13 protein-coding genes and 1 pseudogene are annotated in these 13,174 nt (G+C 40.8%); all 14 read left to right on the top strand.

Annotated elements, in window-relative coordinates:
• Positions 1–139 precede the first annotated feature (139 nt).
• The 14 genes and pseudogenes from DWX28_RS19465 (at position 140) to DWX28_RS18015 (ending at position 13,018) form a co-directional block, all read left to right on the top strand.
• Positions 140–292: a hypothetical protein gene (locus DWX28_RS19465; RefSeq protein ID WP_158565341.1), complete on the top strand. Its 153-nt coding sequence runs from the start codon at positions 140–142 to the stop codon at positions 290–292.
• On the top strand, positions 276–941 hold the full coding sequence (locus DWX28_RS18070) for a hypothetical protein (protein ID WP_147342121.1): 666 nt from the start codon (positions 276–278) through the stop codon (positions 939–941). Before DWX28_RS19465 ends, DWX28_RS18070 begins: the two co-directional genes overlap by 17 nt.
• 150 nt (positions 942–1,091) lie before the next feature.
• Entirely contained in the window at positions 1,092–1,313 is a 222-nt protein-coding gene (locus DWX28_RS18065) for a hypothetical protein (RefSeq protein WP_022213258.1), read from the top strand.
• A gap of 30 nt (positions 1,314–1,343) precedes the next feature.
• Entirely contained in the window at positions 1,344–1,862 is a 519-nt protein-coding gene (locus DWX28_RS18060; RefSeq protein ID WP_118254449.1) for a CarD family transcriptional regulator, read from the top strand.
• Entirely contained in the window at positions 1,816–2,103 is a 288-nt protein-coding gene (locus DWX28_RS19665; RefSeq protein ID WP_147342120.1) for a hypothetical protein, read from the top strand. The genes DWX28_RS18060 and DWX28_RS19665 overlap by 47 nt, the downstream gene beginning before the upstream one ends.
• A 41-nt stretch (positions 2,104–2,144) precedes the next feature.
• Positions 2,145–2,609 (top strand): annotated as a pseudogene (locus DWX28_RS18055) (MATE family efflux transporter); the annotation flags it as partial.
• Positions 2,610–2,621: 12 nt separating this feature from the next.
• On the top strand, positions 2,622–3,209 hold the full coding sequence (locus tag DWX28_RS18050) for a cytidylate kinase-like family protein (protein ID WP_022213261.1): 588 nt from the start codon (positions 2,622–2,624) through the stop codon (positions 3,207–3,209).
• Positions 3,210–3,331: 122 nt separating this feature from the next.
• The gene (locus DWX28_RS18045; RefSeq protein WP_118254447.1) at positions 3,332–3,532 is read left to right on the top strand and encodes a helix-turn-helix transcriptional regulator; all 201 of its coding nucleotides are present in this window, start codon (positions 3,332–3,334) and stop codon (positions 3,530–3,532) included.
• A 4-nt stretch (positions 3,533–3,536) separates the two neighbouring features.
• Positions 3,537–5,132, top strand: coding sequence for an AAA family ATPase (locus tag DWX28_RS18040; RefSeq protein WP_022213263.1), 1,596 nt, complete (start codon positions 3,537–3,539; stop codon positions 5,130–5,132).
• A gap of 628 nt (positions 5,133–5,760) precedes the next feature.
• Positions 5,761–6,213, top strand: coding sequence for a MarR family winged helix-turn-helix transcriptional regulator (locus DWX28_RS18035; RefSeq protein WP_022213266.1), 453 nt, complete (start codon positions 5,761–5,763; stop codon positions 6,211–6,213).
• The gene (locus DWX28_RS18030) at positions 6,203–7,546 is read left to right on the top strand and encodes an MATE family efflux transporter (protein WP_022213267.1); all 1,344 of its coding nucleotides are present in this window, start codon (positions 6,203–6,205) and stop codon (positions 7,544–7,546) included. The genes DWX28_RS18035 and DWX28_RS18030 overlap by 11 nt, the downstream gene beginning before the upstream one ends.
• Positions 7,547–7,670: 124 nt before the next feature.
• Positions 7,671–8,495, top strand: a complete 825-nt coding sequence (locus DWX28_RS18025) for a substrate-binding periplasmic protein (protein WP_118254444.1) — start codon at positions 7,671–7,673, stop codon at positions 8,493–8,495.
• Positions 8,485–10,659: an ATP-binding protein gene (locus DWX28_RS18020; RefSeq protein WP_118254442.1), complete on the top strand. Its 2,175-nt coding sequence runs from the start codon at positions 8,485–8,487 to the stop codon at positions 10,657–10,659. The genes DWX28_RS18025 and DWX28_RS18020 overlap by 11 nt, the downstream gene beginning before the upstream one ends.
• Positions 10,660–10,804: 145 nt before the next feature.
• Positions 10,805–13,018, top strand: a complete 2,214-nt coding sequence (locus tag DWX28_RS18015; RefSeq protein ID WP_118254440.1) for a hypothetical protein — start codon at positions 10,805–10,807, stop codon at positions 13,016–13,018.
• The last annotated feature ends 156 nt before the right edge of the window (positions 13,019–13,174 follow it).

Here is a 13,174-nt window from a genome sequence, read left to right as displayed (position 1 = left end):
CCATTGAGCAAGAAGCCCCCACTTCAAAATCAAAGATTTAAGTGGTGGGAGCATGTCACGGGAAGTCTAAGGTTTTTTTCATATAATCGTGTCCGTAAAAAAGTAATGATCGTAATATTCGAGAGAGGACATTAAATATATGAAAAGAAAGCAGATAACCGCAGTAATATCAGCAGTAACAATGCTCATGGGAAATACAGTTTATGGAGCTGGAAATGTAAGTGCGGCGCAGGAGACTAAAACGGATCAGAGTACGATTGAGAGTACTTTGAATATTGCCAAATTACAGTAGTTATGAAGAAATGCTGGAGTCTTATGAAAGCGATATCGAATCCATTGAGGACGGCGACAAATATGGAAATAATATTGTAGATTTATATAATCCAATCAACTATATTGGAGCCGAAGATACAGAAAGTCCGACATGGACCAGAATAGTAATGGGTGCGTCCGAAGGCGATATGTCGCTGTTTGCATCTATGAATATGCAGATTGCATGGCTTAACAGTGGAACAGATGCAGAACTCGAATGGCAGTGGGATGGTGGACACGTTCCGTCTGAGATTTTCGGAGAATCGCTGGCACTTTATATTGACGAAATGTATGGAAAATATGTAGAAGGAGCAGCAGAAGCAACGAAAGCAGAGGCGCAGACCCAGACACAAAATGGAGCTGCCACGGAAGCAACAGGAACAGATATCAGCAGCTGGGCATCTTATGAAGATGGAGAGGTCAATTTTACTCTGGCAGATGCTGCTTCCTACAGAATCAAAGGAGCCAGCAAAGCGACACCAGGTTTTGATGTTATAGATTACGGTCAGGAAACTTACGAATTCGGCTCTACAACACAGGACGCAAGACATTTTGACAGGTATGTACTGAAAGTACTGCAGGAAGAGAAAGAAACTCTGGAAGGATTATTCAATAGTAATAATGACTAAAAAACGGCATATATTTTTTGTTCAAAATCACTTTTGAAATAAAATAAAAATAGTTTTATAATAAAAATAACAGCAGGCAGCGTATTTGTGTAAGATAAATGACACGTATGTTGTCTGTTTTTTTAAAATAATCCAGAGGAGGAATCTTATATGCATGAATATGAAATTTTTATCGAAGAAATAAATCCCTGTGGAGGAGAGAAATACAGCAAAAAAACTTTGATCGAGGCCGAGGCAGCCAGCCCGGAAGCATATGTAAAAGAGAATGGAAGATTTCCTGTCCTGGAATCTGTGCGTAACGGAGAAGGAGACATTGTGATCGTAACAGGTGATAATCAGGGATCTTTTGTGCGTTATACATTTACAGAGTAGGAATTGTTTGGATAGTAAGGAGAGAATTTTGTGAAATATGAGATTGGAGATTTCGTCAGTAAGTCAGTTACAGGTGTGTGTAAAATAGAAGACATTGTATCTCTGGATCTGACTGGCAAAAAAGAGAACAAATTATATTATCTGATGAAATCTATAGAAGATGAAAAAGGGAAACTTTATGTTCCTGTTTCAAATTCAGATGCGATATTAAAGCTATGCCTGACAAAAGAAGAAGCATGGAAGTTGATTGAACGGATCCCGGAAATTCCAACAGCATGGATTGATAATGAAAAAATGCGGGAACAAAAATACAAAGCAACAGTAAAATCAAATGATCCGGAAGCATTAATTTCTATTATAAAAATGATTTATCAGCGGAAAAAGAAAAGACTTGCACAAGGGAAAAAATGTACAACAACAGATGCAAGATATTTTCAGATAGCAGAAAACCTGTTATACATGGAACTTGGAGTAGCTCTTGGAAAACCGAAAGAGGAAGTTTGTGAAACAATCATTGAGTATATCAACAAAGGCAGACAGGAAGCGTAAGAGAAATCCAGAAAAAAATCTGTTTGACTTTTGGAAAAACAGGAAATATAATAATCACAAACGAGTAGCAAGTAAGCGTAAATCCAGTTTACCTGCCACTCGTTTTTTATTTTACAATTTTATATTTGCCATGAAAAAGTGTGTAGCCTGTCAGCGTAAGTCCAGCTTATATGACAGAGCTACATTTTTTTGTGCAGAAAAAGGAGGAGTTGAAACAAAATGGCAGAAAGTAACAAGATGAAAGATATGCCAGTGAATAAGCTAATGATCCAGATGGGGATCCCGATCATTGCGTTCGCTTATGGAATGCGAAGCAAAAAAAGAATCCAGGATGGAATCAGATATGGGCTTATTTATACGATCGTATTAATGATTCTGGGCATTGCGGTCACAGAGATTTTCCCTGCTTCATTTGCCACACTGTTTAACGCAGGACAGTCGAGAGCGTATTTTATCAGTGCAATGAGAGTGATTTCCATCAGCTTTTTGTTTGCAGGAATCAATGTTGCTTATCAGGGAATCTACCAGGCTCTGGATGGTGGTATAGAATCACTGATCATTTCTCTTTTGAGACAGTTTGTGATTATCTTACCGCTGGCAGGAATTTTTTCTATATTTGTCAGAAACGGTCAGATGGGCGTTGCACTGATCTGGTGGGCATTTCCGATCACAGAAGCAATTTCATGCCTGGTAGGATATGTATTTTTAAAGAGGATCAGAAAAAATAAAGTAAACGTTCTCAAGTAAGGAGGAAGAGAGATGGCAAAAAGAATCATTACGATCAGCAGAGAATTCGGGAGCGGTGGACGTTTTATTGGTGAGGAGGTAGCAAAGAAATTAGGGATTGCCTATTATGATAAAGATATCATCAATCAGATTGCAGAAGAGTCCGGTCTGTCACCAGATTATATTCAGGAAAGTGCAGAGCTGTCCCCGAAAAAGGGGATTTTGGCATATGCACTTGCCGGACGTGATATTACCGGAAAATCTGTAGAAGATATGGTATATGAGGTACAGAGAAAAGTTATTTTGGAACTGGCAGAGAAAGAGCCATGTGTGATCATTGGAAGAAATGCAGATTTCATTTTAAAAGACCGGGATGATGTGCTGAATGTTTTTATACATGGAAATATGCCGGAAAAAATGAAAAGGATCTGCCAGCTGTATAATGTCAGTGAGCAGGATGCTGTAAAGATGATGACAGATACAGACAAAAGACGTATGACAAATTACAACTTTTATACAGACCAGAGATGGGGAAAAGCCAGTAATTATACACTGTGCCTGAACAGTTCGCAGCTTGGATATGATAAGTGTGAAGAAATAATCATGGAGTGTGTAAAGTAAATAACATTGTATTATACCCGAACGGGGATAGTTTATAAGAAATACATAAAATTATACCTGTTCGGGATTATTTTTGCTATTAAAGCTTGAATTTATACCCGCTCGGGATTATCATGATTAATATGAACAGAATTGGAAAGTATATAAAAGAAGAAAGAAAAAAGGCAGGTTTGACACAGGAAGAGTTTGCGATGCGTTCCGGTCTGGGACTCAGATTTGTGAGAGAACTGGAGCAGGGAAAAGAGACTGTGCGTCTGGACAAAGTAAACCAGGCACTGGCAATGTTCGGAAAAGAAGCTGTACCGGGAGAGAGGGAGGAGTGAAAGAATGGGTAGTTATTTGAACCCTGGAAGCGGTCTTTTTGAGATGGCATTGAGATCACAGATTTTTGTTGATAAGAGCGGCTTGATAGAAAAAACAAACCACTGTGTGCGGACACTTCAGAGATATATGTGTGTAAGCAGACCAAGAAGATTTGGAAAATCTATGGGTGTGGATATGCTGGCTGCTTATTATGACAGAAGTGTTAATACAAAAGAATTGTTTCAGAGTCTGAAGATCAAAAGTACCAAAGATTATGAAAAACATTTGAATCAATATGATGTTCTGAAAATCAATATGCAGGAATTTCTCAGTGCAACAAATGATATTGAGCATATGCTGAAAATGCTGAATGAATATCTGATTTTTGATCTGAAAGAGCAATATGGGCAAGTTCGATTTCGTGATGAAAAAAATCTGGTTCAGGTTATGAAGGATGTCTATAGTTACACGAAGCATCCATTTGTGATTTTGATTGATGAGTGGGACTGCCTGTTTCGTGAATATCAGCAGGACCAGGAGGCACAGAAAAAATATCTTGATTTTCTTAGATTCTGGCTTAAAGACAAAGAGTATGTTGCGTTGGCCTATATGACAGGGATTCTTCCAATAAAAAAATATGGCTCACATTCAGCTCTTAATATGTTTACAGAGTATTCAATGACAGATCCGGGAAATCTTGCAGAATATTTTGGATTTACAGAGACAGAAGTTCAGAAATTATGTGAAAAATACGAAATGAACTTTGAAGAGGCGAGAGCATGGTATAATGGCTATCATCTGATTTCGCATGAAGGTGGGACTAGAAAAGTTTATTCCATGTATAGCCCCAAATCTGTAGTAGAAGCAATGCAGAAGAGAAAGTTCGGAACATACTGGAATCAGACAGAGACTTACGAAGCTCTGAAAGTATACATTCAAATGAATATGGATGGGTTAAAAGATGCAATTGTTCAGATGCTGGCGGGAAGTAATATAAGAATCAATACAGGAACATTCAGTAACGATATGACAACTTTTGCGACAAAAGATGATGTGCTGACATTACTGGTTCACCTGGGATATCTGACTTATGATAATGAAAAGGAAACTGTAGAAATCCCGAACAGGGAAGTATCCCAGGAATATGTGAATGCAATCAGCACGATGGACTGGACGGAAGTGATTCGTTCCGTACAGACATCCAGAGAATTACTGGAAGCACTGTGGCAAATGGATTCCGAAAAAGTAGCAAAGGGAATCGAACAGGCACATAAAGAGGTTTCGATATTAACCTATAATGATGAAAATTCATTGAGCTGTACAATTAACCTGGCATTCTATTTTGCAAGAGAATATTATACAGTAATCAGAGAATTGCCGGGTGGTAAAGGATTTGCAGATATCTGTTTCATACCCAGAGAGATCCATATGGATAAACCAGCTGTTGTAATCGAATTGAAATGGAACAAAAGTGCAGAAGGTGCAATTCAGCAGATTAAGGACAAGCAATATATAGAGGCACTAAAAGATTATCATGGAAATCTGCTTCTGGCAGGAATTGATTATGATAAGAAAACAAAACAGCATAGCTGCATTATCGAAAAGTGGAATATGAGTTAAATGCTATGAAATTTAATAGCAACTTATAAATTTGCTAATATCTTCCAAATCAAAAGCAGATTCGTTAACATGAATACATCAGGTAAATTATCATAGAAAGAAATCTAGAGGTATATGCAATGTTAAATGAATCTGTGATCAAGGTATTAAAAAATGGTATGTGGGATCTGGCAACATGCGCGAATGGGGAACCGAATGTAGTGCCGGTAGCTTTTAAAAATTTCGCTATATGTGTGTGATCTGGCAGGAGTATAAAGCGACTCAGAACAAGATTAACAAGATACAGTCTGCGGAAGACCTTTCAGAATTCAGAAAGGTTTCTGAAGAAATGGTGGAATCCATTTACGGAAATGAAGAGGAAGTTAAGCGTCTCAGGAAGCTGTTAGAAATTCAGGGACAGAAGTAATGTAGAAACACCGTATCATATCAACAGAGCTAAAAATGGAAACAAACCGAATCAAAAGATGTAAGTAAGGAAATATCGTTTTGCTGTCTAAGTGATGGTAAAGCGATATTTTTTTGCTATAGTTCTGAAAAATTTTTGCCCAATAGTTCTTGACAAATCCTCAAATCCCTATATAATTATCAAAGGTAATTAACAAAGATAACTATATAGGGAGAATGCAACATGACCAATAAGAAGATCAAGGAGATGCTTGATGCATGTTATCAGGCGAAGCGGATCAGGGAGATGCTACCGCCGCTGCCTCAGGGTGTGATGCCGTCTTATATTCAGTATCTGGATGTGATCCAGTCGCTGGAGAAACGGGATGTTCATGTAAAAGTATCTGATATCAGTGATGAGCTGAACATTCCGCGCCCGGGAGTGACCAGAACGGTTAAGGAGATGGAGAAAAAAGGCTATCTCAGCAAGATCGCATCCCCGGATGATGGACGTGTCACTTACATATCCGTCACAGAAGAAGGATGGAAGCTTTTTCATAAGTATGATGAACATTACTTCGGCGAGCTGTCTGCGGATCTGAGCGATATTTCAGAAGAAGATGCAGACTGTATGATCCGTACCATCGAGAAATTTTACCAGATCATGTGCGAGAGGAGGACTCATTATGACAAATGATAAAGCAGATTTTACGCAGGGAAGTATTTTGAAAAAACTGGTCGCCTTTATGATGCCCGTTCTTGGCGCATTGATCCTGCAGGCGGCGTATGGTGCTGTTGACCTTCTGGTAGTAGGAAGATTTGGTTCAACATCCGGACTTTCTGCAGTTTCAACAGGAAGCCAGGTGCTCAATCTGGTTACTTTCGTAGTAATCCAGTTTGCAATGGGTATTACAGTTCTGATCGCCCGGTACTTAGGCGAAAAGAGACCAGAACGAATCGGTGCAGTCATTGGTGGAGCTGCAATTGTGTTTACCATGATCTCCATTGGACTTTTTGTTGTAATGGTATGTTTTGCACGTCCGATTTCCGTGCTGATGCAGGCACCAGTGGAAGCCGTTGACCTGACATCCAGTTATGTACGGATCTGTGGAAGTGGTATCTTTTTTATTGTAGCTTATAACCTTTTGTCCGCAATCTTCCGTGGACTGGGAGACAGTAATTCACCACTTCTGTTTGTTCTGGTAGCATGTATCGTTAACGTGATCGGTGACCTGGTATTGGTCGCAGGACTTCACATGGATGCAGCAGGTGCGGCAATTGCAACGGTGACTGCACAGGCACTCAGCGTTGTGTTTGCGGTCATCCTTCTGATAAAAAAAGATCTTCCATTTAAGATCACAAAGAAAGATTTCTGCCTGAATCCACAGTGCAAAAAATTCCTCAAGATCGGTCTTCCATTGGCGCTTCAGGAATTTCTGACCCAGGTTTCTTTTCTGGCACTCTGTGCGTTTGTCAATCGACTCGGACTGGAGGCTTCTTCCGGTTACGGCGTTGCCTGCAAGATCGTAAACTTTGCGATGCTGGTACCAAGTGCGCTGATGCAGTCCATGGCGTCTTTCGTTTCCCAGAATGTAGGGGCGGGCAAGACAAAACGTGCAAAACAGTCCATGTTTACAGGAATCGGCGTAGGACTGGCTGTCGGCTGCCTGGTGTTCCTTCTTGTTATGTTTAAGGGAGATATGCTGGCAGGATTTTTCTCAATCGATGCAGCTGTTATCCGGAATGGATATGATTATCTGAAAGGATTTGCACCGGAAACGATCGTGACAGCGATCATGTTCAGTATGGTCGGTTATTTCAATGGAAACAACAAAACAGTCTGGGTTATGGCCCAGGGTCTGATTCAGACACTTCTGGTGCGTCTGCCGCTGGCATATTTTATGAGTATCCAGCCAAATGCAAGCCTGACAAAGATCGGACTGGCAGCACCGGTCGCAACAGTAACAGGAATCATTTTGAATGTAGGATTCTTTATTTATCTGAATCGTAAGGAACAAAAATCAGCGTAATAAAAAATCTCTGACGGGTATGACAGCCTGGCAGAGATTTTTTTGTAGAAGTAAATGCTAAAATATATTATAATATTATATGATTAGTATCCAGCAACAGTGTACAAGAGGATTTTACTGAAATATGCAAAAAAATAAAAGAAAAATATTTTTGGTTGGAGGCATTATAGCTGCCGCGGCAGTTATAATGAGCGGATGTCAGACCAAAACTGCTTCAGAGCAGACAGGAGCCGAAGATGATCGTCCACATATCATGGTTGGATGTGATGACTACACACCGTTCAGTTACATGGATGTGGATGGAAATATGACCGGAATAGATGTAGAACTTGCAAGGGAAGCTTTTGACCGGATAGGATATCAGGCAGATTTTACATTTATCAACTGGGAAGTCAAGAAGAAACTATTGAAGGACGGCTCTATTGACTGCGTCTGGAGCAGTTTTACTATGGACGGGAGAGAAACAGAGTACAAATGGGCCGGTCCGTACATGAAAAGCAAGCAGGTTGTTGCAGTCAATATCGACAGTGATATTTATACGCTGAATGATCTGGAGGGCAAAACGGTTGCTGTCCAGTCAACTACGAAACCAGAAGATCTGTTTCGCAGTCATGAAGCGGGACTTCCAGAATTAAGAAAAATAATATCCGTAAAGAACAGAGATGTTCTGTTTACATTTTTGAGTAAAGGATATGTTGATGCAATTGCAGCACATGATACGTCTATAGTACAGTTTTCCGAAGATTTTGATATGGAATACAGGATTCTGGAAGAGCCGCTGCTTAATGTAAATCTTGGAGTGGCTTTTGATCTGGATGATGACCGTGGAATCGATGAACAATTATCCCAGGCGATCAAAGAAATGCGTAAAGATGGAACAATAGAGGACATTGTCAGCGAGTATCTGCCAGGTGCAGACAGATATCTGGAGGATGCGGATGAAGAATAAACAACATAATTTGGACAGGAACAACTTTATTCTTGCAGAAATCCTGGTGGGGCTTTTATTGTTTTTTGTTGTTTTGGTGATTACTGTCAAGGCAGATCTGTCATCGGCAGAAACCCGGCTTTCTGATATGGTTACCTACATAAAAGAACAGTACAACAATAATATGAAACTCGATATCGCATCAGAATCCAAGAGTCTGATGCGAATGATCCAAAGTGTGGAAGTGCTGAGCCAGCAGATCCAGCAGGAAGAAAAAACATCAGATATAACAGAAGAACTGCTGGAAAATTATTGTACGATAAGTTACCTCACAGGAGTCCTGATTCTGGATGAGAATGGACAGGTTCAGGAAAAATACTGCTCGGATGAAGTACAGGCAGAGGAAATCCTGAGCCAGACTGATCAGGATGTTCTGCTGGATGTAGTGGATTTTCATGAAAAAACATATTCTGTGAGAATGGAATGCGAAGATGGTTCCTATATTGATATAGCAGCGAACGGCAGACAGGATAAGCCTGGTATCGTTCTGGTATATTATCATACGCCTGAGAGATATACGAGTATTTTTAACCATTCGATCAATTCGCTTCTTACCGGCTACAGTCTGGAACACAATGGAACGATTGTTATAAGCGAAAATAATCAGATCGTTGCATCGAATGACAAGGGATTGATCGGTGCGAAGACAGAGGATATACAGGAACTCAAGTGCATCAATGAAAGTGCCGTGGAAAAGCAGCTTGTGCGTACAGACTATCAGATGATACCAGACTATGGTCTGATGGAAAAAGGACGCGATTATTATGTCTACGCATATATGTCGGCGGATAAGATCTTTGCAAAGACACCGAGGAATATGCTGTATACAGTGTTCATCTATCTGGTGATCGTGGGATTTATGCATGCGCTGAGATGGCGTATGCTGCAGGGGCATCAGAAAGAGCAGATGAGGCTGCAGAAGGAATATACAAAGAACCTTGAAAGCAAAAACCTTGAACTCAGAGAAGCTGTTTTTCAGGCACAAAAAGCAAATGCAGCCAAGAGCAGTTTCCTGTCAAGGATGAGTCACGATATCAGAACTCCTTTGAATGGAATCATCGGGCTGATCAAAATAAATGAGACGCATATGGACGACAGGGAGCTTGTCAAAACAAATCAGGATAAGATGCTGGTGTCCGCGGACCATCTGCTTTCGCTGATCAATGATGTCCTGCAGATGAGCAAACTGGAAGATGAAAATATTGAAATTTCACATGAGCCGATAGATCTTGGTGAGATATCCAGAGAAGTTGGAACGATTATCAGCGGCCGTACCGCGGAAGCCGGGATCGCATTTGAGATCGGGAAACAGGAACTTCCCGTTTCTTATGTCTACGGAAGCCCGCTGCATATCCGGCAGATATTCCTGAATATCTATGGGAACTGTATTAAATATAATAAACCACATGGAAAAGTAACAACAACACTGAAATGCCTAGGTGAAAAAAATGGTATAGTCACGTATCGCTGGACAATTTCAGATACAGGCATTGGAATGAGTGAGGAGTTTCTGAAACATATTTTTGAGCCTTTTGTGCAGGAACATTCTGATGCGAGAACGGTTTACAGCGGCACCGGACTTGGAATGTCTATTGTGAAAAAAATCATCGACAGGATGAACGGAACAATTGTGGTGATAAGCAAAGAGGGCGAAGGATCTACATTTGTTATTACACTGCCGTTTGAGATCGCAGAGAAGCCAGAGGAAATTCCGGCAGAAATGGACGGCGAAGTAAATATTGCCGGTCTGCATCTCCTGCTGGCAGAGGATAATGAACTGAATGCTGAGATCGCAAGGACATTATTGGAAGATGAAGGAGCCATCACAACCATTGTAAATGACGGACAGCAGGCAGTAGACATTTTTTCCAGAAATAAACCGGGCACTTTTGATGCGATTCTTATGGATATCATGATGCCAGAGATGGATGGACTCTCCGCAACAAAAGCGATCCACGCACTTGACCGTGAAGATGCCGGAACCATCCCGATCATTGCCATGACTGCAAATGCCTTTGATGAGGATGAGAAGAAGTGTATGGAAGCAGGTATGAATGCACACCTGGTGAAACCGCTGGATATCCAGAAAATGAAAGAAGCTGTCTGCAGATATCTGAATAAATAAAATGATCGACAGGGAGACTGAGAATCGGGAGATTGCAGTCTCCCTGTGTTTTTGCTATAAAAAACTCAGTAAAACAACAGATTTTCGTTACTATATGTTATGATAAAATTACAGGAATAAAAAATTCATGCAGGGGAGAGCGAGGATGAAAAAGAAGTTTTTATTTATGGCACTTGGTGTCAGTATGCTGGGCATTATGACGGGAAATTTTGTCAAAGCGGATGATGAAGTCCAGGAAGAAGAAAGTATCGTACAGCCGTACGAACATCAGCACAGAGATGTCGGGGAGTCGGTATACAGAGAGGCTGCCAGGGCATTTGCAGGTGGAGATGGAACTGAGAACTCACCTTATGAGATCAGTTCTGCGGAGGAACTGCAGTATTTGGCAGAACTCCTTTCGGATCCGGAAAATAGAAGTACGGAATATCGTACTCAAAATTATATCCTGACAGCAGATATCAGTCTTAATGATGCTTCTGATTATGAAAACTGGGGCACAGAGCGACCGGAGTATGACTGGAGATCGATCGGAGCAGAAGCGACGTTTACTGGTGTATTTGACGGAAACGGACATACGATCAGTGGTCTGTATCAGAATAAAGATCTTCAGGAAGACAACGCAGATGCTTCATCAGATCATAGTGGTTTATTCGCAGATGTATATTGTGCTACGATAAAAAATCTGAATCTGACAGATGTATATATTAAAGTATCAGGGGATGCTTCCAAAGCGGGAGGAATTGCCGGAAATGCAGCTAAAACACAGATTCTGAACTGCACAGTAAATGGGACTGTGATTGGATATGATGGATATTACGGAGGAATTACCGGAAGTGCGTCTGGCACGATCAGTGGATGTGAGTTTGATGGAACTGTAAAAGCAGTAAAAGATTTGAAGAACGGGCAAAGCGGGCTGGCTTACCTGGGTGGAATTACAGGAGATTTTTCATCAGCAGTATCTGCTGTGGAAAGTGACAGGGATGAAAAAGCAGAAGATTTTGCAGGGATTGTGAATTGCGTGAATAAAGGAAACATAGAAGCAGAAAAAGGAAGTGCTTCCGCCCATGCATTGGGAGGAATTGCAGGTTCGAATTCTGCCAGGATCACAGGCTGTGTAAACGAGGGAACGGTTGAAGCTAAGGTGAATGAAGAGGACTCAGAAGGAACCTCATTATCAGCAGGCGGAATTACGGGAGATTTTTCCGTGGTGGTCATGGGAGAGGATGGGATTCTCAGTGACTGTATAAATAATGGAACTGTTATATCTGATAATGCCAATACAGGAGGAATCACAGGTTCTGTGTATCTGTCAGATCCGAGATATACCGTTACGATTGAAAATTGCAAAAATGTAGGAAAAGTTTTTTCGACAAATCATTATTATGCTGGCATTGCAGCAGATGCATGTATAAAAACAGACAGTACACTTACTGTCTCGGGATGTACGAATGAAGTAGACTTTACAGAAGGAGAAGGTGCCGGGATCGTTCATCATCTGGCAATGCAGAAAGGAAATGTGGTTCTGTCTGACTGCGTCAATCATGGAAAGATTGTTTCATTCGGACAAAATGCAGCAGGTATTCTCTGTTATACAACAAATATGGGAAATGACTGGAATCTGGAACTTGAAAACTGTGAAAATACAGGAGACATCAGCAGTGAAGTAGAGGCAGGTGGAATTGCATGTTTTACGGCTTATTATAAGACTGAGGAAAATGCAAATACATCTTTTGCAATCAGGAACTGTAAGAATAGCGGAAATCTTTCTTCTCCGACTACGAATGGTTATATGGGCGGCATTCTTGCAGTTGATGGTTTTATGCTTACCAAAACAGAAATCGACGGATGCGAAAACAGTGGAAATATTTCATTCACGAAACAGTGGGTCATGGGAGAAGCAGATCTGAAAACAGAAAATGATGAGGGAGAAAAAGAAGATGCTTCTTTGTTCACTCTGTCTGTTATGGGAGGAGGAATTGTTGGCAGAATAGGGGAATCCGTACTGTTATCGGTTGATGCTGATAAGCCCTCCAAAAGTGAGATCAACAAAAAAGACGCCCTCGTTATGATCAGCAATTGTACCAATACTGGCTCGCTGAGTTATGAAGAGCCACAGAAAGGTGATGGTGTGACAGAAGAAGAATTCCAGAAAGCAAAAGCGGAATACTGGAAACCAAGTATGGGAGGAATCCTGGGAGACTGCTCCTGCACAAACGGTTTCAGCGTGAATTTTGAAAACTGTACTTACAGCACAGAGCGTGGTGTAGGAAATGTGGAGCTTCCGGACAGTACACTAGAGAAAATGGCGGCGGTAGATCAGGCTGCTGTAAATTTTTGTGAATTTCAAAAAAACTCTTGACCTGAAGTTAGGTTTAGGACAATAAGCGGGAATCCTCGGCAATTCAATTACCGAGATGAAAGCGTAGGATTGTGCGTATCTGCGCAAAATATAACAACAAAAATTTATTTCTTATATCTCCTGATTCTTGTATTTGTTTTCAGAAGAAAGCAGGTC

The organism is Blautia sp. AF19-10LB, from assembly GCF_003461245.1.
GTDB lineage: Bacteria > Bacillota > Clostridia > Lachnospirales > Lachnospiraceae > Blautia_A > Blautia_A intestinihominis.
Note: the sequence above shows the minus strand (reverse complement) of the source record. Positions and strands in the feature narration are given on the sequence as shown.